We start from the raw sequence: 26,680 nt of genomic DNA, 5'->3' as shown, positions 1-26,680 counted from the left end.
GGTAAGCGCCCTGCACGGACATGCTGGTCATGTCCCAGTGCAGGCGGGATACATCGATGCCGAACTCTCCGATCGCCCGCGCCCCGACGGTCCCGGTGATGTGCTCCAGATGTGGGGCGATCGCGTCCATGGCCCGGGCAAGCCGGTCGTCGTTGAGTAGGCCGGCGTCGATCCCGAAGGCCTCCTACACCGCCCAGGTGCGGGCCCAGTCTCCAACCCGCACCAACGGTGCGGGCGCGGTCAGCCGATTGGCCACCAGTGCCTCGATCACCTGCCTGTGCGTCACCAGCGCACTCGCACCGCCCGGACACACTCCATCGACGATACCGGACAGATCCAGCCGACGAGTGAACTCGGAAACGACAGGCAGAGCGCCCAGACGTTTCTCCACCACGGAGGTAACCGCTACTTCAAAGCGCTGACGCTGGGACCGTGTCCGCGGGGACCGGGAAGACTTCGACACACCCAACGCCACACCACCGGCCCGGGGACACCCCCGGACCGGTCACACCATACGAATCAACGACCCGCGAAGTACGGGTCTAGATGAGGGCAAATCGCCATACAGGTTGAAGGAGGACTGGATATCAGATCATCCTTGCCGCCATGAATCTCGTCTCCACCTCCTTCGATGTGCCCGCCATGGACGACTACGCCTACGACTGGGCCTTGGTTGATGTGGAAACGTCGGGCCTCATAGCCCGGCGAGACCGCGTGCTGTCCGTCGCGGTGATCACGATTGGTCCGGACGGCGAGCAGACCGGGGAGTTCTCGACGCTGCTCAATCCGGGCTGCGATCCGGGACCGGTTGAGGTGCACGGGCTGACCGTCGAGCGACTGCGCGGTGCGCCGACGTTCGACCAGGTCGCCGGGCGGATCGGAGCGATGCTTCAGGACCGGGTCCTGGTCGCCCACAACGCCCAGTTCGACTACGACTTCCTGGCCTACGAGTTCGCCCGGGCTCGCATGTGGCTGCCGGTGTCGCAGCGGCTTTGCACCCTTGCACTGAATCGCCAGGTGGATCCGCCGACAGACGACATGAAGCTCGGTACCCTCGCCGCCCATTACGGCGTCCCCCAGCAGCGTGCTCACGATGCGCTGGACGACACCCGTGTACTGGCCGGAATCCTGCGGGCGTCCCTGCGCGAGGCAGCACAGCTCGATCTGCCCTTGCCGCTCGTGACCTGCCCGCCCCGGGCGGAATCGCAGTTCACGCCGAAGCCGCCGAAGACCCCCTGCGCCTACCGCAATCCGGGACGGCTCATTCCCGCCGGACCTCTCCAGCAAGGGATGAAAGTTGCGATCACCGGCGAGACCGCCCATGCCCGGGCGGAGCTGGTCGGGCGGGCGGTTGCCGCCGGGCTGAACATGATGACCTCCGTAAGCCGACACACCAGCGTGCTGGTCACCAATGAACCAGCGTCCGATTCGGCAAAGGCCCGACGCGCACTCGCCGAAGGCGTGCCGGTCATCGACGAGCACACCTTCCTGCGACTGCTGGCCGACGTACGGCCGGGGACATTGCATGAGGCGACGGCCGTCGTTGCCGTCCCCGTGGCTGAGCCGGAAGCGGAACCAGTCGTAGTGCCCGCGGAGTTGGCTCCCGTCACAGCCCCTACCGCGCCCCTCTCGGAAGCAGCCACCCCCCACACGGCCGCTTCTGGTGTGTCAGTACCCGCTCCGCGCCAACCGGAGCCCTCCGTCGGCACCTTGGGCAAGCCCCTGGCCAGGCGTCGCGTGCTGGTGCTCGGTGGTGCCCATGCCGATGCCGCGGCGGCTCGTACCCGCGTCGTCGAGCTGGGCGGGTCCGCGGCGGTCAACCTGTCCGCCAGCGTCACCGATGTCGTACTGCTGCCGGGAGGGGAGGGTGACCGGCGCATGAGCCGCATCACTGCCCTTGGACTCCCCGTGCACGACCTCCATTGGCTCACCACTCCACCCGCCACCGCCCCGGTCGAAGAAGTTCTCCGGCCTCAGGAACCGCACGTGATGCCGAGAGGCGGCGTCATCGACCTGCCCATGCCGCACGGCAGACCCGCGCGGGAGTGGTATGTCACCGCCGGCTGGGCCCCGCACACCGACTACGAGATCGACGTCGTCGCCTTCCTCCTCGACGAGGACGAACAGGTCACCTTCGACGAGGACTTCATCTTCTACGGAGCTCCGGAGAGCCCCGCCGGAACTGTGCGACTGCTGACCGGCGGCCCGGCCGAACAGACCATCGCCCTCAACCTGGCATCCCTGCCACCCGCAACGCGCAAGGTCGTCGTCGCTGCGGCCATCGACGGCGCCGCCGCCTTCGGAACGGTCGGTGCGATCCAGATCGGTGCGGCCCCCGGCAGCAGCGGGGCACCTCTCGCCCGGGCCACCCTGGACGCCGCCACCACCGAACGCAGCATGCTGCTCGCGGAAATCTACCGCAGAGGTCCGGTCTGGCGCCTACGAGCCGTCGGCCAAGGCTACGACCACGGCTTGGACGCCCTCGCACGCGGATACGGGGTCGACATCGCCGACTGAACGACGGTCCCGGCGGGGGTGTGTGCGTGCCCTGGGTCAGGGGCAGGCCCGGCCACGCAGTGCGCGCGTGCACCAAAGTCTTGACCCCGCTCGGCGCGCTCCACGCGGATATCGCAAGCCTGGCGACCGACCTCGGTGTCCCCTCCCTCACAGACCCCATATCGGTCAAAGGCCTTCAGATCCCCGCCGACTCTCGTTTCGACGATCACAGCGCCACGTAGGGCGCACCGCGAGCAGACCAAGAATCTCCCGACATCAAGTGACACCGCTGCGCCCCAGGGCAGACCTCGCGAAGCCCGTTCAAGGTCCGCTGTCTGCGTCGAAGAGGCGCTCTGCAAACAGCGAGACGACCCTGGAGTTGCCCATCAGGATCGCTTGCCCGATCAACACCAAACGCCGGACTTCAACGCAGCGTAGTCAGCACCAAGTCAGCACGGGAACGGTGAAGACGGGTGATGACATGGGCTTTCAGTCAGCACCAAACCAGCACCGGAGTCAGCACGCCACCGTCAAATCACCAGTAATGACACATCACAGGCACTCGCCTTCTGGCCCCGTCGAGCCCTTCAATCACCCCCCGACGAGCGGGCATGGGGGCCAGACGCATAGCCCGGCACTGAACTATGTTGTCCCACCACATGTGCGCCTGACCTGCACGTTTCTACGGTGTGCGAAAACCTACCCGTCCCCACCGCACACGAGGAAGTGGCGCACATGGCCTCCGCAGCAACCGCTCCCCCACCATCCGGGAATCTCAAGCGCATAGTCGCCGCCAGCCTCATCGGCACCACGATCGAGTGGTACGACTTCTTCCTCTACGGTTCCGCCGCCGCCCTCGTCTTCAACAAGCTGTTCTTCCCGGACTCCGATCCGCTCGTCGGCACGCTGCTGTCCTTCCTGACGTACGCCGTCGGGTTCGCCGCCCGTCCGCTGGGTGCGCTTGTGTTCGGGCATTACGGCGACCGGCTCGGCCGCAAGAAGCTGCTGGTGTTGAGTCTGCTGCTGATGGGTGGGGCGACCTTCGCGATCGGGCTGCTGCCGACGCACGCGACCCTCGGCACCGCGGCGCCCGTGCTGCTGACCGTGCTGCGCCTGGTGCAGGGCTTCGCGCTCGGTGGTGAGTGGGGCGGGGCCGTGCTGCTGGTGTCCGAGCACGGGGACGCGCGGCGGCGTGGTTTCTGGGCCTCGTGGCCGCAGACCGGCGCGCCCGCGGGCCAGTTGCTGGCGACCGGCGTGCTGTCGCTGCTGACGGCCCTGCTGTCGGACAGCGCCTTCGTCAGCTGGGGCTGGCGGATCCCGTTCCTGCTCTCCGGTGTACTGGTGATCGTCGGTTTGTGGATTCGTCTGTCTGTCGATGAATCGCCTGTCTTCAAGCAGGCGTTGGCCCAGGCGGAAGCGCGCAAGGTCGCACATGCGGCCCCGGCCGAGAAGCTGCCGCTGGTATCCGTACTGCGGCACCACTGGCGTGATGTGCTGGTGGCGATGGGCGCGCGTATGGCGGAGAACATCAGCTACTACGTCATCACCGCCTTCATCCTCGTCTACGCCACCACCTCGGCCGGCATCTCCAAGCAGACCGCCCTCAATGCAGTACTCATCGCCTCCGCCGTGCACTTCGCCGTCATTCCGGCCTGGGGTGCGTTGTCGGACCGGATCGGCCGCCGGCCCGTCTATCTGCTGGGCGCGGTCGGCGTCGGGCTGTGGATGTTCCCGTTCTTCTCGCTCATCGACACCGGCGGCTTCGGCAACCTGATCCTCGCGGTGACCGTGGGACTGGTGCTGCACGGCGCCATGTACGCACCCCAGGCCGCCTTCTTCTCCGAGATGTTCGCGACCCGGATGCGCTACTCCGGTGCCTCGATCGGCGCGCAGTTCGCCTCGGTCGCGGCGGGCGCCCCCGCACCGCTGATCGCCACCGCCCTGCTGTCCGACTACGGCAACTCCACCCCGATCGCCCTGTACGTCATCGCCGCGGCCGTCCTCACGGTGATCGCGGTCGGCCTGGCCAAGGAGACCCGCCACCGCGACCTGGCCGACATCGAGCCCGTGGACGACGCGGAGCCCGTGACGGCCCGGTCGGCGAACGCGCACACCGTCTGAAGCACCACGGACCCTGATCCGAGAACCGGCCCCCGTACGCTCGCGCGTGCGGGGGTCAGCGCTGTGCCGGGGTGGACAACCGGTGCAGCCGCAGGGCCAGTTGTATTTCGAGGGCGCGGGCGGGGCTCTGCCAGTCGTCGCCGAGAAGGCGGCCGACGCGTTCCAGGCGCTGAGCGACCGTGTTCACGTGGACGTGCAGTTCGTCCTTGGTGCGGGCCGGGCTCATCCCGCAGGCGAAGTACGCGTCGAGGGTGCGCAACAGGTCGGTGCCGCGGCGGTCGTCGTAAGAGACGACCTTGCCGATCGTGCGGTCCACGAAGCCCGCGATGTCGCGGTCACCGGCCAGCAGCAGTCCCACGAACCCGAAGTCCTCCGCGGCGGCGCCGTCCCCGGAGCGGCCGAGCAGCCGCAGGGCGTCGAGACAGCGCCGGCCTTCCTCGTAGGCGGCGGCCACGGCCTCCGGGTGGGCGGCCAGGTTCTCGACCGGGGCGGAGGCTCCGACCGTGACCGCCTCGTGGACGGCCGTGCCGAGATGGCGGGCGGCGCGGCGGGCCAGGTCGGTCGCCGTGTCCGACGCTTCGAGGGGGAGCAGCAGGACCGTGCCGCCGTCGCGGGCGGCGGCCAGACCGTGCCGGGTGGCGGCGAGGTGGGACGCGGCGGACCACAGGCGTCTGCGGGCGGCTGCCTCCTGGTCGGCGTCGGCGGCGGTCGCTTCGAGACGGGCGGCGAGGACCACGTGGGTGGCATCGAGGTCGGCGGCCAGCCGCGCCGCGCGCTCGCGCAGCAGACGAGGGTCACGGTCGCGGGCGTCGAGCAGGTCGTCCAACAGCTCGCCCCGGACGCGCTGTTCGGCCTCGGCGGCGGAGCGGCGGGCGAGCAGCAGGAGCGAGGTGACCATCCCGGCCCGTTCCAGAGTGCGCTGGTCGACGGGATCGAGGCCCGGGTGGCCGCGCAGGACCAGCGCGCCGAGCAGTTCGCCGCCCGCGGCGACAGCTGCGATCCAGTCGTCTTCGTGCCGTTCCGCGTGGCCTTCTACGCGGGAGATCTCCAGGGCCCCGGCGGGGACGGCGGTGGCCTCCTCGAACTCGACCGTGCCGTCGAGGACTTCGGAGACGGCGGCGGCCACGTCGTGGACACCGCCGCCGCGCAGCACGAGCTCGGCGAGCCTGTCGTGCACCTCCGAGGCCCGTTCGATGACTCCGCTGCGGTCACGGATGATCTCGTTGGCCCGCTCCAGCTCCGCGAGGGCCGAGCGGGTCTCGGTGAGCAGGTTCGCGGTGTCGATGGCCGCCGCGGCGAGGGCGGCGAAGGAGCCGAGCAGCGCGATCTGCTCCCGCTCGAAGACCCGGGCGCGCCGGTCCGCCGCGAAGAGGACACCGATCACATGGTGTCCCAGCATGAGCGGCACCCCGAGAATGGCGACCAGCCCCTCGTCCCGCACGCCGGAGTCGATGGCGAGGGTGTGCTGGAAGCGCTCGTCCTTGAAGTAGTCGTCGGTGACATAGGGGCGGGCGGTCTGCGCGACCAGTCCGCCGAGGCCCTCCCCATGCCGAGCCGCAGTTGCTGGAAGCGGGCGGCGACCGAGCCCTCGGTCACCCTCATGTAGGTGTCGCCCCTGGCCGGGTCGTTCAGGCTGAGGTAGGCGACGTCCGTGCCGAGCAGCGACCGGGCACGCTGCACGATCGCCTGCAGTACGGCGTCCAGGTCCCGGAGCCCGGCCAGGTCATGGGCCGTCTCGAAGAGGGCCGACAGTTCGGCCTCGCGCCTGCGCCGCCCTTCCAGCTCGGAGCGCACCCGCAGCGCGAGCAGCTTGGCCTGCTCGAGCGCGGCGATCCGCTCGGTGGCTCTGCCCTCGGCGCGGGCGAGCAGCACCGGCTGCTCGTAGGCGTCGGCGGACGCGCCCCGGGCCAGCAGTTCGAGGAAAGGAGTCTCGGCGCTGCTCGGGGGCGCTCCGGCATCGGTGGCGGAACGCTGGTCGGGGTGCACGTGATCGCGGGACATGCCGACAGGATTGCTCATCGCATCGCCACCCCGTCAGCCCTGTGGATAACTCGGATTCCGCCGGCCCCGCCCGATCAGTGCGCCGTCCAGCCACCGTCGAGCACGAGTGAGGTACCGGTCACGAAGGACGCCGACGGGCTGCACAGATACGCCACGGCCTCGGCGACCTCCTCCGGTTCGATGAGCCGCTTGACCGCGCTGTCCTGCAGCAGCACCTCGGTCAGCACCCGCTCCTCGGGAATGCCGTGCGCCTGGGCCTGGTCGGCGAGTTGCTTCTCGACCAGTGGGGTGCGCACATAGGCGGGGTTCACACAGTTGGAGGTGACGCCGTGGGGTGCGCCTTCCAGGGCGGCGGTCTTGGAGAGCCCCTCCAGACCATGCTTGGCGGCCACATAGGCCGACTTGAAGGCCGAGGCGCGCAGCCCATGGACGGAGGACACATTGACGATGCGACCCCAGCCCTGCCCGTACATATGGGGCAGGGCGCCACGGATGAGCCGGAACGGTGCCTCCAGCATCACGGTGAGCACCGTGTGGAAGACCTCCGGCGGGAACTCCTCGATGGGGCGCACGAGTTGCAACCCTGCGTTGTTGACGAGGATGTCGGTGCCGGCGGCGGCGAGTTCGGCCGCGTCCAGGTCGGTCAGATCCAGGACATGCGGCTCGACGGCGCCCGCGAGCCCCCGGCTCATCTCCGCGAGCTCTTCCAGTCCCGCGGCGTCCCGGTCGACCGCTCTCACCTTGGCTCCCGCGCCCGCGAGCCGTAGCGCGCAGGAGCGGCCGATGCCGCCCGCGGCGCCGGTGACCAGGGCGGTGCGGCCGCCGAGGTCGAGCGGAGAAGGCGACGACGAGCCTTGCGCGGGAAGAATGCTGGGCGGGGTCATGGCTCGACCCTAGGCAGCGCCCTCGCCTGACCACATATGGCCACAACCCATACTTCAGTCCGAGGTCATAGGCTCGAACCACGTGGGTTCATCGCACTGCGACTGCTTGATCCGGAACAGCTGACGTTCGTCCATCGCGGGCAACGCGTCCACCTCGAACCATCCCACCTCCAGGGACTCGTCGTCGTTCACGCGCGCCTCGCCGCCGACGGCCCGGCAGCGGAAGGTGATGTCCATGAACTGGCAGGTGTCACCGTTGGGATAGGTGACCTCGCCCCCGGACCTGATGAGGACGACCCGCTCGGCGACGCATCGGACACCCGTCTCCTCGTACACCTCCCGCACGGCGGCAGCGGCGGGCTGCTCCCCCGGGTCCGGGATGCCGTTGATGACCGTCCACTTGCCGTTGTCGGCGCGCTGCCCCAGCAGGACCCGTCCCTGGTCGTCGAAGACGACGGCGCTGACGCCCGGCAGCCACAGCAGCTGGTGGCCGGCAGAGGCCCGGATCGTACGAATGAAGTCAGGAGTAGCCATGGACCCGACCCTAACGGGCCTATGGCGGCGCCCCCGGCGGGTTCCGAGGGCGTGCGATCGGCGTACCGCTAGGCGTCACCGGCGCGTCGTGCGCGCATCCTGGCGCCGATCGCCCAGCCGACACCGCCTGCGGCGACCAGCAGCAACGCGATCTCCGGGAGGATGCCGAGCCGCGTGGCGGGCGTCTCGGTGGAGCGCAGCGGCACCTTCTGGACCAGCGAGTCGGGCACGAACATGCCCGTCCGCTGTGTGATCGTCCCGTCCGGCATGATGATCGCGCTGACCCCACTGGTCACCGGCACGGTGACGGTCCGGCTGTGCTCGACCGCACGGACGCGGGACATGGCGAGCTGCTGGTAGGTCATCTCGCTGCGGTCGAAGGTCGCGTTGTTGCTCGGCACGGAGATCATCTGGGCGCCGTCGACGACCTCGGAGCGCACGGTCCAGTCGAAGGCGGCCTCGTAGCAGGTGACGAGGCCGACCTTGGCGCCGTCCATGGTGAACACGCCGGGCTCGCTGCCGCGGCTGAAGTCCTTGCGGACCATGGAGGTCCAGTTCTCGTTGATCGCCCCGACCAGCGAGCGCAGCGGCAGGTACTCGCCGAACGGCTGGATCTGCCGCTTGTCGTAGGTGTCGCCGGGTCCCTTGACCGGATCCCACAGGATCTGCTCGTTGAGCAGCTTGCCGTCCCGCTCCACCACACCGCCGACGGAGATGGGCGCGCCGATCGCCTTGGCGGCCGTGTCGATGACGGCGCGGGCGTCGGCGTTGGCGAACGGGTCGATGTCCGAGGAGTTCTCGGGCCAGAGCACGAAGTCGGGCCGGTCTGCCTTGCCCGCCTTGACCTCGGCGGCCAGGCGCTCGGTCTCACGCGCGTGGTAGTCCAGTACGGCCCGCCGCTGGGCGTTGAAGTCCAGGCCCGCGCGCGGCACATTGCCCTGGATGACCGCGACCGTCGCGGTGCCGTCCTCCGCCTTGTCGCTGACCAGGGGTCGGGCGGCCACCGCGCCCACCACCGGTACGGCCACGCTCAGCAGGGCGACCGCAGCGGCGGACCGCTGTACGGCCCGTGTGCGCTGCGCCTGGACAGCCAGGCGTACGACCTCGTACAGGCCGAACCCGCACAGGACGACCGCGAAGCCGAGCACGGGTGTGCCGCCCACCGCGGCGAGCGGCAGGAAGACGCCCTCGGCCTGGCCGAACGCGATCTTGCCCCAGGGGAAGCCGTTGAAGGGCGCACGCGCGCGTGCCGCTTCTCCGGCGATCCACAGCGCCGCCGCCCACACCGGCCAGCCAGGCAGCTTCGACACCGCGGCGACACCCACGCCCACCAGCGCGACGAAGATCGCCTCGATCACGACCAACGCGAGCCAGGGACCGGGTCCGACCTCCACGCCGGTCCACACCAGCAGGGGCAGCAGGAAGCCCAGGCCGAAGAGATAGCCGAGGCCGAAGGCCGCCTTCCAGCTGCGGCCGCGCAGCACCCAGCCGAAGACGGCGAAGGCCGGCAGGGCCAGCCACCACAGGGTGCGGGGCGGGAAACTGACGTAGAGCAGCACTCCGGAGAGCGCCGCGGCGAGGGCCGGAACCAGGCGGCGTGCCAGCCGTGCCGCGCGCGACGCGGTCGCGATCTGCGGCTCCAACTGGTCCGACTCGCCCACGGAAGTTGCGGTGACGGTCACTCCGGGAGTGTACGGCGGCCGACCTTGGGTCCGACAGCGCGGTCCGACAGCAGCCGGGGCTGTGCACGCGCGCCTGGGCACAGGGCCCCGGCCCGCACGCACGGTCCGGTCCGTCCGCCCCGGGCCGACTCGAACGGTGCGTCCCCCGATCCCCCGGTCTTTCCTGTGACGCATCGTTCCTGCACGACACGTCCACAAATCGCCCATCACCCGTTACGGTATGCCGGAGCCTCAGTCGTACCGGCCGGTCAGGTCCGGGCGGCCGAGGCCCGTCACAGGTCGGGGGACCGGGTTCGGGGGGCGGGGTGGATGTCACGGGGATGACGTCTGCGGCAGGTCCGGATGAGGACGACGACAGGCGAAACGTTTCTGACGCGACGGGCGTAGTGGTTCTGGGGGCCTGCGCCGCCTGGTCGCTCATCTCGGCTGCCGTGCACGACGGCCGCCCCGAGGGTGTCCTGCTCGCGATCCTCGCCGTGTCCGCCGGTTATGCCGCGGGCCGGATCAGCGGGGCGCTCCTGCCCGTCGCCGCGCCGTGCGCCGGAGCACTGGCCGGAGTGAGCCTGACCCTGGCCGTTCCGCACCTCTCCCCCGGGCCCCGGATCGACGTCCCACTGGGCCACGCCGGGGCCACCGCAGCCGTACTGACTCTCTCCGCCGGCGCCGCGTGCTGCGCCGCCTGGACGGCCTCGGCACCGGCCCTGCGACTCGGCCTACGCGCGCTGGCCGCCGGAATCGCGGTGACCGCGGCGGTGCTGGGCTCGACCAGCGGCTTCGTCGCCTGCTGCGCCGTAGTGCTGTGCTCGCTCGCCGCCGGCCACCTCCGCCATCGCGGCGTGGGCATCGCCGGGCTGGCCCTGGGCGCGACGGCGGTCACCGGCCTGACCTGGACGGTCGCGAGCAACGTGGCGCCCGACGGACTCGCCGCCTGGCTGGAGGGTCAGCTCACCCGGCACCGGATCGAGCTGTGGCACGACGCCGCGCACCTGGCGGGCCGGGACCCCGTCCTGGGCGCGGGCCCAGGGCGCTTCGGGGAGCTCAGTACGACGGCGGGCGAGACGCTGCCGTCCGACGGCAAGCCGCACTCGGCGCTGTTGCAGCAGGCGGCGGAGCAGGGAGTCATCGGTGTGCTGCTGCTGGCAGCGGCGTTCTGCTGGATGCTGTTCGCGCTGTGGCGGACCGCGCGCCCCACCCCGGTCGCGCTCACCGCGGGCGCGGCCCTGACGGCACTGGCGGCGATCGCGGCGGTCGGCAATGCGCTCAGCTTCACCACCGTGTCGGTGGGCGCCGGCCTGCTGGCCGGACTGGCCACGGCCCGTCCGATCGCCGGGGTGCCGTCGCCGCGTGAGCTCAACGCACCCGCGCGTGGCGAGCGGCCGATCTCATGACTCGGGGCGAGATAAAGGGGTCCGCAGACACACAGGGCCGTCGGGGGCCGCCTCGCGGGGACATTCTCAGAGCGCCGTGTCGGCCGTCCGGGTCGGCAGCCGGTCCCTGATGACGCGTACGGCTGCCTCCGCGTCGTCCACGGTGACCGTGAACGTGTGCCCGTCCCACAGTTGCAGCACCAGGCCCTCACCACGCCGTACGACGACCGCGGTGCCCTTCTCGGGCCGCCACCGGTAGCCCCAGCCGCCCCAGTGACGCGGCGTGACGAGCGGGACGAAGTCGGCGCCCACCACCTCGGACAGGGGGATTCGGCGGCGCGGCACACCGATGTGGCCGCAGCGCACCTCGAGGCACTCCTGGTCGACCCTCAGGGCGACGTGCACGAACGCCAGAGTGCCGAAGAGGACCAGCAGCCCGGCCGCGATGCAGCCGACGACGGCCATGACGAGCGGGAGGATGCCGTCCGTCCACGGCGAGTCGATGGCCAGCTCGATCCCGAGCGCCATGCAAGCGCCGCCGACGAGCGCCAGCAGCCATTGGACCCGGTTGGTCGCCCGCCCGGTCCAGACATCGGGGTGCGGTTTCCTGCCGTGGGGGTGGTCCCTCATGCCTATGAGGTTACTCAGGTTTCGCTCCGCTGGTACCGCGCTGCAGAGCGTGAATGCGCCGACCGGGCCACCACGGACCACGCGCGTCCGCTTGGTGACCGCCGGTTACCGGGCGGGGCTGATCGCCCGCAGGAGACGGCCTTCGTCGTAGGCGAGAGCGGGCTCGGGGAGCGTTCCCTCGCGGCCGCTCAGCAGCACCGTCAGGGTGCCGTTCGCTTCAGCCGTGGGGGCGGGCTGTTCGCCCAGTCGGCGCAGCGCCTGTGCGGCGACCGCTCCGGCGGAGCCGTGCAGGACGAGCGGCGGAAAGCCGGGGCGCTGGACGGCGGCGCGGATGCGGTCCGAGACGAGTTCGTAGTGCGTGCAGCCCAGGACGACGGTCGTCACGTCCTCGGGGGTCAGCGCGGCGGCCGCGGCGACGGCGGCCTCGATCGCCGTCTGGTCCGCGTGCTCGACCGCCTCGGCGAGCCCGAAGCACGGCACCTCGGTGACGGTGACGCCATCGGCGAAGTCCTTGATGAGCCCACGCTGGTAGGGGCTGCCGGTGGTGGCGGGCGTGGCCCAGATCGCGACGGGGCCGCCCCCGGCCGCGGCCGGTTTGATCGCCGGGACCGTGCCGATGACCGGAATGGCTGGTTCGAGGCGGGCGCGCACCGTGGGCAGCGCGTGCACGGATGCCGTGTTGCAGCCGATGATCAGCACATCGGGGCGGTGCGCGGCGGCGGCGTCGGCGACGGCCACGGCACGCTGAGTGAGATCTTCGGGAGTCCTGGGTCCCCAGGGCATGCCGTCCGGGTCGAGTGAGAGCACGAGATCTGCGTCGGGTCGCAGACGCCGTACTGCGGCGGTGGCCGCGAGCAAGCCGATTCCGGAGTCCATCAGCGCGATCTTCACCCGGCCACGATAGTCGATCCGCCCTTACGAGCCCCCGGGTGGGGCAGACTTCGCGCGTGAGCGCCATCGCGTGGACCGCCGCCGGATCACTCGCCGCCTGGCTGTGGCTGCTGCTCTGCCAGGGCTTCTTCTGGCGTACGGATGTCAGGCTTCCGAATCGGACGGAACCGGACCGGTGGCCGTCGGTCTGCGTCGTCGTCCCCGCGCGCGACGAGGCTGCGGTCCTTCCGTCCGCTCTGCCGTCGCTGCTCGCCCAGGACTATCCGGGGCGCGCGGAGATCTTCCTGATCGACGACGGCAGCGCGGACGGCACGGGGGAGCTGGCGCGCGAGCTCGCGCGGCGGCACGGCGGACTGCCGCTGACCGTGGACTCCCCGGCGAACCACCGGCCGGCTGGACCGGCAAGCTCTGGGCGGTGCGCCACGGCATCGGCCTGGCACGCGCGCGTGACCCCGAGTACCTGCTGCTGACGGACGCCGACATCGCGCATGCACCCGACAGCCTGCGTGAGCTGGTGGCGGCGGCGCGCACCGGCGGCTTCGACGCCGTGTCGCAGATGGCCCGGCTACGGGTGGAGAGTCTCTGGGAACGGCAGGTCGTGCCGGCCTTCGTCTACTTCTTCGCGCAGCTGTATCCGTTCCGCCGGATCGGCAAGAAGGGGACACGTACGGCGGCCGCGGCGGGCGGCTGCGTCCTGCTGCGTGCCGAGACAGCCGAGCGCGCGCGGATCCCGGACGCCATCCGGCACGCCGTCATCGACGACGTGGCGCTCGCGCGGGCCGTCAAGGGCGGCGGCGGTCACATCTGGCTGGGGCTGGCGGAGCGGGTGGACAGCGTGCGCCCGTATCCGCGACTGCGTGACCTGTGGCGCATGGTCTCGCGCAGTGCGTACGCGCAGTTGCGGCACAACCCGCTGCTGCTGGCCGGGACGGTCGCCGGGCTGGCGCTGGTCTATCTGGTGCCCCCCGTGGCCGTGATCGCGGGGCCGGCCGGCGGGGACACGGTGACGGCGGTCGTCGGTGGCCTTGCGTGGCTGGTGATGACGGGGACGTATGTGCCGATGCTCCGCTACTACCGCCAGCCGCTGTGGCTCGCTCCCCTGCTGCCGTTCACCGCGTTCCTCTATCTCCTCATGACGATCGATTCCGCGGTGCAGCACTACCGGGGGCGCGGCGCGGCCTGGAAGGGCCGCACCTACGCACGTCCGGAGGCGGTCCCCGACGAGGGCTGACTACTTGCGGCCGGGTGTCCAGTTCATGCCCCACGCGTACGCGTGGTCGACCGTGCGCTGCGGGCTCACCCCGCGCTCGGGCACCAGGTAGCGGGCCTCGCGCTGCACGACCAGGTCGCTGCCGGTGTTGGTGATCAGGGCGAGCGCGCACACCGTCGAGGGGACCGTGCACTCGTCGAGCGAGAAGTCGATCGGGGCGCCGTGCTGCGGTGTGAGGGTGACCGTGGCGTGCAGGTCGGCGAAGGAACGCGCACCTTGGTAGATGGTCACGAAGATCAGGATGCGCCGGAAGGCCCGCTGGTGGTCGAGGTTGACGGTGAGGTTCTCGCCGCTGGTCACGGCGCCGGTCCGGTCGTCGCCGTCGAGGTGGATGTACGGCGGCTGATGCAGGGCGCCGTAGGCGTTGCCGAGGGACTGGATGACTCCCTTGCTGCCGTCGGTCAGCTCGTACAGGGCGCACAGGTCGAGGTCGAGGTCGTTGTGCATGGCGACCGGGCGGCCCAGCTTGCTCGCCCAGCCCGAGAACTGCTTGCGCACCTCCCAGTTGAGGTTGACGCGCATGGCGCCCGAGGTCCCGCCCTGCTTGGTCAGGGACACCGAGGGCGCCGCCTTGGTGAGCGTCACCTTGCTCAGGCTGACCGGCGGCGCCTGGGGTGCGGGCGGGGGAACCGGCGGCATGGCGGGCGGCTGCATCGCCGGCGGCGGTGGTGCGGGCGTGGTCATCGGAGGCGCGACCGGAGGGGCTCCGGACGCGGAAGCGGATGCCGCGCTCTGGTCGACCGCAATGCCGTAGTCGGTGGCCAGGCCCTCCAGGCCGCTGCCATAGCCCTGGCCGACGGCGCGGAACTTCCAGGCGCCCTGACGGCGGTAGAACTCACCGAGGACGAAAGCGGTTTCGACGGTGGCGCCCGTGCTGTCGAAGCGGGCGACGGCGGTGCCCTGCGCGGCATCCTTGACCTCGATGTGGAGATCCGGGACCTGGCCGAACGCTCCGCCGTCCGCGGAGGCGGCGAGGATGACGGTCTCGATCGCGGGCTCCACGCGCGCCAGGTCGACGAGCACACTGTCGGTCACCCGGCCGCCGGCGTCCCGCTTGCCCTCGTGCCGGACGGCGCCGGAGGAGTGCTCGGGCTGGTTGTAGAAGACGAAGTCCGCGTCGGAGCGCACTTTTCCGCCGACCAGCAACAGCGCCGAGGCGTCCGCGTCGGGCACGCCCGGTCCGGAGCGCCAGCCCAATTCGACCCGCAGTGCCGTCGTCGGCACCGGAACATTCGACCCTTTCGGCATTGACATGTCCGCCCCCATCACGGGTCACCGTGCCAGGCACGTCCTGGCAGCTCATCGGCTTCTTACAGGGTCAACCTATTCCCCGCGACATCGAACTCCCATGAGGGGCGGATGAACACCGCCGGTCAACCGCCGGTAACCCGCCCGGAACTCGGCATTTACACGATCCGAACGCGGATTGGCGTCCCTTTTTGCCAAGTTCGCTCGCATTGGGGATCCAGCGTCACTGCGGACACATAAAACAACCCTCTTATCGGTCTCCCCAACCAGCACATCGTGGGCTTACCTTATGTGCCATGACCTCCCCCCGCTCCACCTATGGCGGCGGCTACTACTCCGCCTCCTTCCCGGACACTCCGATCTACGACTCGCTCGTGGCCGAGCGGGGCACCCCGCAGATCGCCCCGATCCGGGTCCCCGCCGCGTACGACGCCCCGGGCAGCCACCTGCCTGCGCTCCCGTCGGCACTGCCCGCCCTCCCGGCGGCCCCGTCCCAGCCCTCCTACGGCTATCCGCATGCGCAGCAGCCGGCTCCGCTGCAGCAGGCGCCTGCCGCCTACATCCCGCAGCAGGCCGCACCGCGAGGCTATCCGGGTCCGCAGGCGCAGCAGCATCGCCCGGTGGCGCCCGGCGGTATGGGCTACGAGGCGATGCGCCCCGCGGCTCCCCGGCCCGCCGCGGCTCCTTACCAGGACCCGTACAACAACCAGCAGTACCGCGGCTACTGACCCCTTCCCCTCCGGGTTGCCGTCGCCACCTGGCACGATGACCCCATGGGGCAAGCACAGCTGCAGTCGATCCACGTTCATCCGGTCAAGGCCTTCCGGGGCATCACGCCCCGGACAGCCGTCGTGGAGCCCTGGGGGCTGGCCGGAGATCGACGCTGGGCGCTGATCGACGCAGGGGGAAAGGTCGTGACGCAGCGCCAGCAAGCGCGCCTCGCCCTGGCCGCCGCCGAGCTGTTGCCCGGCGGCAGTGTTCGCTTGTCCGGGCCCGGCATGGCCCCGCTGACCGTGCCCGTGCCGCACGCGTCCGGCGCGGTGCCGATGGAGATCTTCCGCGACAAGGTCGAAGCGGCCCCAGCCGAGGACGAGGCCGCGCACGCCTGGTGCAGCGCGTATCTCGGCATCGAGACGCGCCTCGTGCACATGGCCGATCCAGGCACGTGCCGGCCCGTCGATCCGGAGTACGCCCTGCCGGGCGAGACGGTCAGCTTCGCCGACGGCTACCCGCTGCTGGTCACCACGACCGCCTCCCTCGACGCCCTCAACTCCCTCCTGGCCCGAGGTGATCACCCGGCAGAGGGCCCGCTGCCCATGAACCGCTTCCGGCCGAACGTCGTCGTGTCGGGCACCCCCGCCTGGGCCGAGGACGACTGGTCGCACATCGCCATCGGCGAGGTCGCCTTCCGTGTCGCCAAGAAGTGCGGGCGCTGCGTGGTGACCACGACCGACCAGGCCACCGCCGAGCGCGGCAGGGAGCCCCTGCACACCCTGGGCAGGCACCGCCGGCTGGACGGCAAGCTGGTGTTCGGCCAGAACCTGGTGCCCCTCTCCCGAGGCACGATCCGGGCCGGCGACCCGGTCACGGTCCTCGACTGAGAAGTCGACCGAGACTGAGGAAGTCGACCGAGAAAGATCTCCCGTGGGAGGCGACATGCGGGAACCGAGGCCGGGGGCCCGCGCGTTGGGCATTTCGTGAGAAGTTCATGAGAAGCCCTGGCGGCAGGTGATTTCGCTCTGCCTTCGCCGGGCTCGCGGGTGAGCGGCTCCGGCAGGGGCTCTCACGGAGCGGGAAGGGGGTGGCCGGACATGCGGGCGATCAGCGGACTCTGGCGCTGGCGGCACAATCCGCTGTGCCGTGCGACCGATCTGGCCGAAGCCTGGATCGCCCTCGCGGCCCTGCTGCTGATCCTGGTCGTCACCCCCGTGGTCGGCTCCCTGGCCGGCGGCCTCGCCCAGGACACCCTTCAGGAGTCCGTGCGTGCCCAGCGCGCGTCCCGGCACCTGGTGACGGCGACCGTTGTCCGCAAGCTGGACGGCACCCCGCTGGACGCCGACCCCGAGGCCACCACCGGACGGGACCGCCGCACCCGCGTCGTGGCCGACTGGACCGCGCCGGACGGCAGCGCGCACCAGGGGCAGGCCATGGCGAGCCTCGACACCCCACAGCCCGGTGACCAGTTCAAGATATGGACGGACCAACAGGGGCGCACAGTGGCCCGCCCCCTGGACTCCGCGACCGCGGCGACGCACGCCGTGCTCGCCGGGGTCGGTGCGGCCCTGCTGGCCATCGGCCTTGTCGAGGGCGGCAGACGGCTGGTCGTCTGGCGCATGATCCGTCGCCGGTACGCGCGTTGGGACCAGGCCTGGGACAAGGCGGGTCCGGACTGGGGCCGGACCGGCACCGGCAGCTGACGGCCTTACCGCTCTGGTCAACCCACCGCCCGCGCGCACGCTACGGTGGACCGGCCGAACTCTCCGGGAGCAGAACCCGCGTACTACGAGGTGGGGGCACATCAACGCCATGGCACAGGGCACGGTCCAGGTGACGCACACCGGCACATCGCGGTGGCGGCGCCGCACGGGTGAGTACGCATCGCTCGCCGCAGCCCTGGAGGCCGCGACCGACGGTGACGTCCTCACCGTCGCGCCGGGCACCTACCGGGAGAACCTCGTCGTCCAGCGGGCAGTGACCCTGCGTGGCCCGGAGGGCTCCCCGGGCTCGGTGCGCATCGCGCCCCTGGACGGTGTGCCGTTGACGGTGCGCGCCTCGGCGGTGGTTCAGGACCTGCATGTCGAGGGCCAGGACGCCGCGGCACCCGCGCTGCTCGTCGAGGAGGGCACCCCGGAGCTGTCGGACGTCCGCATCGTCACGCGGTCCGCGGCCGGTATCGAGGTGCGGGGCGGCGCGCGGCCGACCGTGCGCCGCTGCACCGTCGACAACCCCGCGGGCATCGGTATCGCCGTACTCGACGGCGGGGGCGGCGTGTTCGAGGAGTGCGAGGTCGTCGCGGCCGGCCAGGCCGGCATCGCCGTACGCGGTGGCGCGCACCCCCGCCTGGACCGCTGCCGGGTGCACCACGCCTCGGGCTCGGGGCTGACGGCGACCGGTGAGAACTCCGCTCTGGAAGCGGTGGGTTGCGAGATCTACGAGGTCCGGGGTTCCGGCGTCCAGATCACCGGACGGGCCACCGCCCACCTCACCGACTGCGATGTGCACCGCACCACCGCCGACGGCGTCACGCTCGACACGGACGCCGTGCTGACCCTGGCCGACTGCCGTATCCACGACATCCCGGAGAACGCGGTCGACCTGCGCTCCCGCTCCGTGCTCACCCTGACCCGCACGACAGTGCGTCAGTTCGGCCGCAACGGCCTGTCGGTGTGGGACCCGGGCACGCGCGTGGACGCCAACCAGTGCGAGATCTTCGACAGCACGGGCGACTACCCGGCGGTGTGGGTCAGTGACGGCGCAACCGCCGTGCTGGACTCCTGCCGGGTGCACGACGTGCCGGACGCGCTGTTCGTCCTCGACCGCGGCTCGCGCGCGGACGTCGTGGACAGCGACCTGTCGCAGGTGCGCAACACGGCCGTGTCGGTCAGCGACGGCGCCACCGCGCAGCTCGACGACTGCCGCATCCGGGACGCGGCGACGGGCGCCTGGTTCCGGGACCACGGCAGCGGCGGCACCCTCAACAACTGCACCCTGGACGGCACCCAGACCGGCGTGATCGTCACCAAAGGCGCCGACCCCACCATCGAGCGCTGCACGGTCGAGTCCCCGGCTGAGGCCGGGTTCTACGTGTCGGCGGGGGGCCGGGGCACCTTCCTGAACTGCCGGGTGAGGGGCAGTGCCGGCTATGGCTTCCATGTGATCGACGGCTCCCGTACGACGCTGCGAAAGTGCCGTACGGAGCGGTGCGCGCGGGGCGGGTACGAGTTCGCCGAGGGCGGCCCGGACATGGCCGGGGCCGGCCCCGACGTGGAGGACTGCACCAGCGACGAGAGCGCGGGCCTCAGGCAGCCGCCCTCGGCGCCGGAACCCGCCGTACAGACGGCGAATCAGTCCCCCGGACTGCTCGGCGCGATCCCCGGGCAGCGCAGCACCGAGCAGGAACCGCTCATCGCCGCCGCTGAGCCCGAGCAGCCGTCCCGGACGTCCAAGGCCGTCCTCGGTGAACTGGACGCGCTGGTGGGCCTGGAGAGCGTCAAGCGCGAGGTGCGCGCCCTCACCGACATGATCGAGGTGGGCCGGCGCCGTCAGGAGGCGGGCCTCAAGGCGGCGTCCGTCAAGCGCCACCTGGTCTTCACCGGCTCCCCGGGCACCGGCAAGACGACGGTCGCCCGCCTCTACGGCGAGATCCTCGCCTCCCTCGGTGTCCTGGAGAAGGGGCATCTGGTCGAGGTGTCCCGCGTCGACCTGGTCGGCGAGCACATCGGCTCCACCGCGATCCGCACGCAGGAGGCCTTCGACAAGGCGCGCGGCGGTGTGCTGTTCATCGACGAGGCGTACGCGCTGTCGCCGGAGGACTCGGGCCGGGACTTCGGCAAGGAGGCCATCGACACGCTGGTGAAGCTGATGGAGGACCACCGGGACGAGGTCGTCGTCATCGTCGCCGGCTACACGGCCGAGATGGAGCGCTTCCTGTCGGTCAACCCCGGGGTGGCGTCCCGCTTCTCACGGACCATCACCTTCAGCGACTACGGCCCCGAGGAACTGCTGCGGATCGTGGAGCAGCAGGCCGAGGAACACGAGTACCGGCTCGGCCCCGGCCTCGCCGAGGCCCTCCTGAAGTACTTCACGGCGATCCCCAAGGGCCCGGCCTTCGGCAACGGGCGTACGGCACGCCAGACCTTCGAGGCGATGGTGGAGCGGCACGCGAGCCGTGTCGCCCAGTTCGACGAGCCGAGCACGGACGACCTCACGCTGCTGTACGACGAGGACCTGCCCGAGCTGGGCTGACCTCGGGGCCCTCATCGGCCCGGTCGGATCAGCCCTCGGCGCCGACCTCCGGCCGCTGTGCGGGCACCTCCGGTTTCAAGCGGGCGAGCAGCCGCTCCCGCTCCTCGGCGAACGCCGGGTCCGCCTGGTAGTCGCCGTGGCCGAGGATGGGGGCGGGCAGGGGATGCTCGGGCGTACGGCCGTACGCCAAGGGGTCCTTGAGAGCCGCGCGGTCCACTTCGGGGGTGCAGCTGCCGGGCAGGCGGACCGGGCCGCCGATGGGGTCGGTGACGCGGTACAGGTTGCGCCAGCAGTCCAGCTCAGCATGCAGGGAGGCGAGGGCGGCCGGGCCGAAGTGGGCAGGGAACCAACGGCCGTAGAGGCGTTCCAGCGGGGAGCCGTAGGTCAGCAGCGCGACCCGTCTGCGGTCGGCCGGCGTCAGCTGCCAGACCGCCGCGGCCGCGAGCACACTGCCCTGGGAGTGCCCGCAGATGACGAGGCGGCGGCCCTCCTCGGCGCGGGTCCAGGTCGCCATCCGCCACGTCAGGTCGGGCACCGCGCGCTCGGCGTAGCAGGGCGGTGCGAAGGGGTGGGCGGCGCGGGGCCAGAAGGTGCCGACATCCCACAGGATGCCGATGGTGCGCCGTGCGGAGGCGTCCTTGTAGGCGCGCCGGCCCCAGGTGACGAAGAGTATGAAGCCGAGGCCGATCAGCCAGGAGCCCAGCGCCTGCGCGGTCTCGGCGGCGCCATGCACGAAGGCGTACGTCCCGTCGGCGGCCTCGCTGGGTGTCTCGTCGGTCGTCATCGCGCCGACCAGGGCTCCGGCGCCCAGGAGCAGGGTCGCGGTGGAGGCGACGGCGACGAGGAGAGGGGCACGGTCGGTGAGCGTGGCCATCGCGCGCGTGCTCGCGATACGGCGGGTGCGCGCGACGTCCCGGGGCTCCCCGGCGTAGTCGAGCTCCACCGTGCCCAGCTCGGTGCGGCGCAGCAGCCAGGCCCGCCAGGCCAGCCCGCCGCAGAGCAGCAGCAGGAGGACCAGCAGCGGCGGGATCACGGACGCCTGCCAGGTCAGCAGGACCGGCGGGCCTGCGATGGACGCGCGCGTGCCGTCCAGCCAGTCGGCGACCCGCTGGGCGACGCCGCCCGACATCACCCCGCCGAGGGCGCAGGCCAGCATGACCACGGCCGGCCCGCCGAGACCGCGCATCGCGGCGCGCGGGTCGGGCTGGGTGCGGTGCAGGACGGGGGCGACGACGGCGAGCACGATCACGAGCAGGCCCTGGAGGAATGCGATCGCGCCGAAGGTGGGGTCGCCGGGGAGGCGGCCCGTCGACTGCCAGCCCGGCCGTTCCCACCCGGCGTACACCAGGGCGAGCACCAGCAGGACGAGGGCGGCGAGCGGCAGGCGCCGTACGAGATGCTCGTCGAGTTCCCGGTCGAGACGGTTCTCGCTGCGGCCCCGGCGGCAGACCACCCACACCACGACGGCCGCGCCCGCCAGGATCGCCGCTTCCAGGAGCCATCCCAGGATGTCGAGGAGCGCGGGTCCGCCGGCCCCGCGGTCGAAGCGGGCAGTTGCCGCGCTGACCGCCGCGGCGACGGTCAGCAGGCCGGCGGCGGTGTGCGCGGCGCGCAGCCGGGCGACCAGGCGGCGGCCGTACCAGAAGCCGGGGCGGCCGAGGGAGGTGCCGCCGGACTCCTCGTCGGGCTCGGGCTCGCGGGACATCGGCTGCTGGGACTCGTACGCGCTCCAGGTGCGGCGGGAGAGGTACCACAGCAGGCCGGTCAGTGCGGCGGGCACCAGGGCCGCGAGGGCGAGCCTGCGGCCGGGCCGGCTCCACCAGCCGCCGTCCGAGGCGAGCGGCGACAGGAAGCCCAGCCAGCTGTGCCGGTCGGCGCACGCGCGTGTGCCCGCGCACTGCCAGGCCGTGAGGTCGAGGGCGACCTCGCACGCGGCCGCGACGAGCAGCACCGTCAGCGTCAGCCCGGCGAGCCGTACGAGCAGGCCGTACAGCCGCACCGTTCGCGTGCGGTCCTGTGTGGTGGGGCGCATCCAGTGGGCGAGGTTGACCACCATGAACGGCAGTAACAGCAGCCACAGGGCGCGTGCGCTGTTGCCCGAGGTGAGGTTGCACCAGACGTAGGCCTCGGGCACCGGGCCGTCCCGGTGGTCGTCCGGCCGGTCCTCGGCGTCGACGTCCTCGGCGCGGCGGAACACGGCGGCCGTGTCGTCGCCGGTGATCCGCACCGTGCGCGGATCGTCGAGCATCTCCTGCGGTGTGGTGCCGCCGACCCCGTGGACCAGGAGTTCCAGGGCTGCGGCGCGGTTCTGCGCACGTTTCACTTTTCGCACTTCCCCCGTGACGAGCCTTCGGCTTCTGTCCGTGCGGGCACAAGGATCTCCCCGTGGAAGGTCCCGTACACCTCTCGTCACGGAATCTCCCCGATCCGTGTGACGAACAGGGGAACGGCAGATGCGGAAGTGACATGCGCGCGTCGGTACGGCCAGTGGCGCGACCGGTACCGACCCGTGCGAGGATGAGACGTCCCGCACACCGGGAGGGGCGAGAATGTCCTTATCAGAGCAGGTGCGCAGGGCGTGTCGGACGGCTTGAGGCGAAAGGACCGGAGCGTACGTGAGTGAGAATCAGAACCTCCTCGCGGAGCAGCGGCGCGCCCTGATCCTGGACGAGGTACGGCGACGGGGCGGGGTGCGTGTCAACGAGCTGACCCGCAAGCTCGGCGTGTCGGACATGACGGTGCGCCGCGATCTCGACGCGCTCGCCCGGCAGGGCGTGCTGGAGAAGGTGCACGGCGGCGCGGTCCCGGTGGTCGAGGCCAGCACCCATGAGCCGGGCTTCGAGGCCAAGTCGGGTCTGGAGCTGACGGCCAAGGAGGACATCGCACGGTCGGCGGCCGAGCTGGTCGCGCCGGGCACCGCGATCGCGCTGTCGGGCGGTACGACCACGTACGCGCTGGCTCACCAGCTGGTGGACGTGCCCGACCTGACGGTGGTCACGAACTCGGTGCGGGTGGCCGACGTCTTCCACGCCGCGCAGCGTACGTCGGGCCCCCGGCAGGGCGCGGCCACTGTCGTGCTGACCGGCGGGGTGCGCACTCCCTCCGATTCACTGGTGGGCCCGGTGGCCGACCAGGCGATCGCGGCGCTCCACTTCGATGTGCTCTTCCTCGGTGTGCACGGCATATCGGTCGAGGCCGGTCTGTCCACGCCGAATCTCGCGGAGGCCGAGACCAACCGGCGTCTGGTGCAGTCGGCGCGCCGGGTCGTGGTGGTTGCCGACCACACCAAGTGGGGTGTGGTGGGGCTGAGTTCGTTCGCGGCGCTGGAGCAGATCGACACCCTGGTGACGGACTCCGGTCTCGAGAGCGAGGCACGCTCGGAGATCGCGGAGCATCTGCGGCTGGTGGTGGCGGGCGAGCCCGACGAGGATGCGGACCTCTGAGACCGGCGACGTCTCGCGGTGCAGACAGCTGACGGAGCGCCAGCTAGGGTGGCGTGCCCGGTCCGGCGTCGGCACAGGGGGTTTCGTCCATGGCTCATCTGCTGCATGAGGTGGGTCTCGACTTTGTCGGGACCGCGCCCGTACGGCACGTCTTCGCGCGGGAGATCACCGCTCCCCCGGAGACGGTCTACCGCGCGTTGGCCGAGGACGTGTCCGGCTGGACGGAGTGGTTCTCCGCGGTGACGCTGGCCCGCCCGCTCGACGACGGCGCCCGGCGCGAGATACGGCTCAAGGGCGGTACACGCTTCGAGGAGACGATCCTCGCGGCCAAGAGCCCCGAGTTGTACGCGTACCGCATCGATCTCACCAACGCGCCGGGGGCCCGGGCCATGGTCGAGGAGTGGCGGCTCGCCCCTGCGGGGACGGGCACGCGGGTGCAGTGGACGTTCGCGGTGGACGGCACGGCGCCGTTCCGCTTCACCTTCGGCCTCGCGCGGCCCGGCCTCGGCCGGGCGTTCCGGGACGCGGTGACAGCACTGGACCGACGGCTGGCGCCCTAGGCAGTTCTCAACGCCCCCGGGGATCGTGCGGCGCCCCGGGCTTCGCCCTTCACTCCGGCCAGACGCCCGTCTCCAGCAGTTGCCCGATGGCCGCGGAGTACGGCGCGATGTCCAGGCCCTGCTCGGCGAGCCAGGCGTCCGAGTAGTACTTGTCGAGGTACCGGTCCCCCGGGTCGCACAGCAGTGTCACCACGCTCCCCTGCCGGCCCTCGGCCACCATCTCGGCGACGATCTTCAGCGCGCTCCACAGCCCGGTGCCGGTGGAGCCGCCCGCCTTGCGGCCGATGCCCTGCTCCAGGGCGCGTACGGCGGCCACGCTCGCCGCGTCCGGCACCTTCATCATCCGGTCGATCGCGCCGGGCACGAAGCTCGGCTCCATGCGCGGCCGGCCGATGCCCTCGATGCGGGAGCCGCAGTCGCAGGTGACGTCCGGATCGCCGGTGGTCCAGCCCTCGAAGAAACACGAGTTCTCCGGGTCGGCCACACAGATGCGGGTGTCGTGCTGCATGTAGTGGACGTACCGGGCGATGGTCGCCGACGTGCCGCCGGTACCGGCCGTGGCGACGATCCAGGCGGGCTCGGGGAACCGCTCCAACTCCAGCTGGCGGAAGATGGATTCGGCGATGTTGTTGTTGCCGCGCCAGTCCGTGGCCCGTTCGGCGTAGGTGAACTGGTCCATGTAGTGGCCGCCGGTGTCCAACGCGAGGCGGGCGGACTCCTCGTACATCTTCCGCGAGTCGTCCACGAAGTGGCACTGCCCGCCGTGGAACTCGATCAGGCGGCACTTCTCGGCGCTCGTCGTGCGCGGCATGACCGCGATGAAGGGCACCCCGATCAGCTTCGCGAAGTACGCCTCGGAGACGGCCGTCGAGCCGCTCGAAGCCTCGATCACCGGGCGGCCCGGCCGGATCCAGCCATTGCACAGGCCGTACAGGAACAACGAGCGGGCGAGCCGGTGCTTGAGGCTTCCAGTGGGGTGGGTCGACTCGTCCTTGAGGTACAGGTCGATGCCCCAGTGCTCCGGCAGCGGGAAGCGCAGCAAATGGGTGTCGGCCGAACGGTTGGCGTCGGCCTGGACCTTGCGCACGGCTTCTTTCAGCCAGGCGCGATAGCCGGCGTCGCTCTGATCGACGTCGAGGGTCACGCCGGACGGGGTCTGCTGAACGGTGCTCACGGCGGTGCTCCTCATGCTCGGCCACAACGGCGACTCGCGCGGCCGTCACTTCGAGCATAGACACCTTCCGCACGCTTCTCACCTGCATAAACACGCCTTTGAGAGTCTCAAAGGCACCCCTGGGCCGTGCCCTCACCACGGCCACGGGGGCGCATTCGCGCGAGTGCTCCGAGCACTGCGAACAGGGGTGACATGCGTACTGGTGCTCGGCGCGGGACGCGGGCACACTGCTCCGGACGGGACGACGATCCCGAACGGGGTGCACACTGGATCAAGACCAGGGCCGGCACCCGCGCAGGACCAGCCGGCACACCGACGCGCAAGGGGGCGGGGCATGGCGGAGCCTGAGTTCAGGGCCACGGGCGTGCGGATCGGGAAGCGGCTGCGCTCCCTGACCCGGGCCGGGCAGGTGCGGATCAGCGACGGCAGGGTGCAGTTGCTCACCAGCTACGGCAGCGAGATCGACAGCGCGCCGGTGCAGGCCGTACGGGCGTCCAAGCCCTGGTTCTCGCCGGACGACAAGGCGCTGGCCGACATCAACGGCAAGCGCTACTCGCTGACCCTGGGCGATCACGACCCGGCTCCCGGGGAGGCGGGGCCTCCTGCGGCGCGCCGGTTCATAGAGGCCGTGCGGAAGGCTGCCGGACGTAAGGGCTGAGTCACTGCGAGTTGCGGTACCGCATCCCCTGCGTCACGCTAGTCTCACGTCACTCTGGGTTTACCGGCGATAACGCTGCGAACCAGCCCGCCGGCCACGACAGCAGGCGGCCGTTTCCTCAAGTCCCCTGCTGGATCCGTACTCCGTGTTCTTCCGGACCTCTTCAGTCGGGGAGTCGCAGCCGTGATCAGTTACCCAAGCAGGCACTGCACGGTGGAGCTCCAAGCCCTGCCGTCGCGGATCGGCCAGGTCCGCAGAATCGTATCGGCGCAGTTGCGCTACTGGCATCTGGACGCGTTGATCGACCGCGCCGCGCTCGGTGTGACCGAGCTGTTGACCAACGTCCACCAGCACGCCCGGCCGGACAAGATGTGCACCGTGGAGATCGAGGTGCTGCTCGACCGGCTCATGGTCTCGGTGCGCGACCACGACCCGCGGTTGCCGGTCGTGGCGGACGTCAGGGCCGCCGACACGCTCGCCACCTGCGGTCGCGGGCTCGCGATGGTGGCCGCCGTCAGCGAGAGCTGGGGTGTGCGGCCGGACGGCGAGTCCGGGAAGGTCGTCTGGTTCACGCTCCCGACGTCGGCGGCGCCGCGGACCATGGCCGCACGACCGCCGCAGCGCAGGACGGTGGACAAGCCTGTGCGCCGGTTCGCGGAGGTCGGGGCGCCCGTCGACCTGCGACGGCCCGAGCATGCTCCCGCCCGGTCGGCCGTTGTCGGCTGACCGGGCGGTGAGGGGACCTTTGACGGTGTG

General features: G+C 71.1%; 20 protein-coding genes and 2 pseudogenes. 12 read left to right on the top strand and 10 right to left on the bottom strand.

The window, feature by feature from the left end:
* Nucleotides 1-184 precede the first annotated feature (184 nt).
* Nucleotides 185-391: a DUF4277 domain-containing protein gene (locus tag OHO27_RS43280; protein ID WP_443059735.1), complete on the bottom strand. Its 207-nt coding sequence runs from the start codon at nt 389-391 to the stop codon at nt 185-187.
* Between the two features lie 215 nt (nt 392-606).
* Here OHO27_RS43280 and OHO27_RS38510 point away from each other — a divergent pair, with 215 nt between their 5' ends.
* On the top strand, nt 607-2,517 hold the full coding sequence (locus tag OHO27_RS38510) for a TerD family protein (protein ID WP_328429556.1): 1,911 nt from the start codon (nt 607-609) through the stop codon (nt 2,515-2,517).
* Nucleotides 2,518-3,231: 714 nt separating this feature from the next.
* The gene (locus tag OHO27_RS38505) at nt 3,232-4,617 is read left to right on the top strand and encodes an MFS transporter (RefSeq protein ID WP_328429555.1); all 1,386 of its coding nucleotides are present in this window, start codon (nt 3,232-3,234) and stop codon (nt 4,615-4,617) included.
* 55 nt (nt 4,618-4,672) lie between these two features.
* On the opposite strand, the pseudogene OHO27_RS38500 reads toward OHO27_RS38505, so the two are convergent.
* From OHO27_RS38500 to lnt, 4 genes and pseudogenes are all read right to left on the bottom strand, one after another.
* Nucleotides 4,673-6,618, bottom strand: a pseudogene (locus OHO27_RS38500) (helix-turn-helix domain-containing protein).
* 74 nt (nt 6,619-6,692) lie between these two features.
* Nucleotides 6,693-7,502, bottom strand: coding sequence for a 3-hydroxybutyrate dehydrogenase (locus OHO27_RS38495; protein WP_328429554.1), 810 nt, complete (start codon nt 7,500-7,502; stop codon nt 6,693-6,695).
* A 54-nt stretch (nt 7,503-7,556) separates the two neighbouring features.
* Nucleotides 7,557-8,036, bottom strand: coding sequence for an NUDIX hydrolase (locus OHO27_RS38490; RefSeq protein ID WP_328429553.1), 480 nt, complete (start codon nt 8,034-8,036; stop codon nt 7,557-7,559).
* Between the two features lie 68 nt (nt 8,037-8,104).
* Nucleotides 8,105-9,718 (bottom strand): apolipoprotein N-acyltransferase, encoded by a 1,614-nt coding sequence (lnt, locus tag OHO27_RS38485; protein WP_328429552.1) that lies wholly within the window; start codon nt 9,716-9,718, stop codon nt 8,105-8,107.
* Nucleotides 9,719-10,038: 320 nt separating this feature from the next.
* Here lnt and OHO27_RS38480 point away from each other — a divergent pair, with 320 nt between their 5' ends.
* A complete protein-coding gene (locus OHO27_RS38480) occupies nt 10,039-11,106 on the top strand; it encodes an O-antigen ligase family protein (RefSeq protein ID WP_328429551.1) in 1,068 nt (355 codons plus the stop codon).
* Nucleotides 11,107-11,172: 66 nt separating this feature from the next.
* Here the strand turns inward: OHO27_RS38480 and OHO27_RS38475 are convergent, their stop codons facing one another.
* Both OHO27_RS38475 and OHO27_RS38470 read right to left on the bottom strand, forming a co-directional pair.
* Nucleotides 11,173-11,715 (bottom strand): hypothetical protein, encoded by a 543-nt coding sequence (locus tag OHO27_RS38475; protein ID WP_328429550.1) that lies wholly within the window; start codon nt 11,713-11,715, stop codon nt 11,173-11,175.
* Between the two features lie 105 nt (nt 11,716-11,820).
* Nucleotides 11,821-12,606: a glutamate racemase gene (locus tag OHO27_RS38470; RefSeq protein WP_328429549.1), complete on the bottom strand. Its 786-nt coding sequence runs from the start codon at nt 12,604-12,606 to the stop codon at nt 11,821-11,823.
* A 56-nt stretch (nt 12,607-12,662) separates the two neighbouring features.
* Here OHO27_RS38470 and OHO27_RS38465 point away from each other — a divergent pair.
* Nucleotides 12,663-13,837 (top strand): annotated as a pseudogene (locus tag OHO27_RS38465) (glycosyltransferase).
* Here the strand turns inward: OHO27_RS38465 and OHO27_RS38460 are convergent.
* A complete protein-coding gene (locus OHO27_RS38460; protein WP_328430673.1) occupies nt 13,838-15,124 on the bottom strand; it encodes a TerD family protein in 1,287 nt (428 codons plus the stop codon). It abuts the pseudogene before it with no gap.
* A 296-nt stretch (nt 15,125-15,420) separates the two neighbouring features.
* On the opposite strand from OHO27_RS38460, the gene OHO27_RS38455 reads away from it, so the two are divergent.
* The 4 genes from OHO27_RS38455 to OHO27_RS38440 all read left to right on the top strand — a co-directional run bounded on the left by OHO27_RS38455 (nt 15,421) and on the right by OHO27_RS38440 (nt 20,089).
* Nucleotides 15,421-15,852, top strand: a complete 432-nt coding sequence (locus OHO27_RS38455; RefSeq protein WP_328429548.1) for a DUF6643 family protein — start codon at nt 15,421-15,423, stop codon at nt 15,850-15,852.
* A 45-nt stretch (nt 15,853-15,897) separates the two neighbouring features.
* On the top strand, nt 15,898-16,725 hold the full coding sequence (locus tag OHO27_RS38450) for an MOSC domain-containing protein (protein ID WP_328429547.1): 828 nt from the start codon (nt 15,898-15,900) through the stop codon (nt 16,723-16,725).
* Nucleotides 16,726-16,935: 210 nt separating this feature from the next.
* Nucleotides 16,936-17,541, top strand: coding sequence for an Rv1733c family protein (locus OHO27_RS38445; protein WP_328429546.1), 606 nt, complete (start codon nt 16,936-16,938; stop codon nt 17,539-17,541).
* 109 nt (nt 17,542-17,650) lie between these two features.
* Entirely contained in the window at nt 17,651-20,089 is a 2,439-nt protein-coding gene (locus OHO27_RS38440; protein WP_328429545.1) for a right-handed parallel beta-helix repeat-containing protein, read from the top strand.
* A gap of 28 nt (nt 20,090-20,117) precedes the next feature.
* On the opposite strand, the gene OHO27_RS38435 is transcribed toward OHO27_RS38440, so the two are convergent.
* A complete protein-coding gene (locus OHO27_RS38435) occupies nt 20,118-22,412 on the bottom strand; it encodes a hypothetical protein (protein ID WP_328429544.1) in 2,295 nt (764 codons plus the stop codon).
* Nucleotides 22,413-22,704: 292 nt separating this feature from the next.
* On the opposite strand from OHO27_RS38435, the gene OHO27_RS38430 reads away from it, so the two are divergent.
* Together OHO27_RS38430 and OHO27_RS38425 are read left to right on the top strand one after the other, a co-directional pair.
* On the top strand, nt 22,705-23,532 hold the full coding sequence (locus OHO27_RS38430) for a DeoR/GlpR family DNA-binding transcription regulator (RefSeq protein WP_328429543.1): 828 nt from the start codon (nt 22,705-22,707) through the stop codon (nt 23,530-23,532).
* Nucleotides 23,533-23,621: 89 nt separating this feature from the next.
* On the top strand, nt 23,622-24,092 hold the full coding sequence (locus tag OHO27_RS38425; RefSeq protein ID WP_328429542.1) for an SRPBCC family protein: 471 nt from the start codon (nt 23,622-23,624) through the stop codon (nt 24,090-24,092).
* A gap of 49 nt (nt 24,093-24,141) precedes the next feature.
* Here OHO27_RS38425 and OHO27_RS38420 read toward each other — a convergent pair whose 3' ends face one another.
* Nucleotides 24,142-25,281, bottom strand: coding sequence for a PLP-dependent cysteine synthase family protein (locus tag OHO27_RS38420; RefSeq protein ID WP_328429541.1), 1,140 nt, complete (start codon nt 25,279-25,281; stop codon nt 24,142-24,144).
* Between the two features lie 319 nt (nt 25,282-25,600).
* On the opposite strand from OHO27_RS38420, the gene OHO27_RS38415 reads away from it, so the two are divergent.
* The gene (locus tag OHO27_RS38415) at nt 25,601-25,924 is read left to right on the top strand and encodes a hypothetical protein (RefSeq protein ID WP_328429540.1); all 324 of its coding nucleotides are present in this window, start codon (nt 25,601-25,603) and stop codon (nt 25,922-25,924) included.
* Between the two features lie 183 nt (nt 25,925-26,107).
* On the top strand, nt 26,108-26,650 hold the full coding sequence (locus tag OHO27_RS38410) for an ATP-binding protein (protein WP_328429539.1): 543 nt from the start codon (nt 26,108-26,110) through the stop codon (nt 26,648-26,650).
* Nucleotides 26,651-26,680: the final 30 nt, after the last annotated feature.

The sequence above is a fragment of the Streptomyces sp. NBC_00443 genome (assembly GCF_036014175.1).
In the GTDB taxonomy this organism is placed as follows: Bacteria; Actinomycetota; Actinomycetes; order Streptomycetales; family Streptomycetaceae; genus Streptomyces.
Note: the sequence above shows the minus strand (reverse complement) of the source record. Positions and strands in the feature narration are given on the sequence as shown.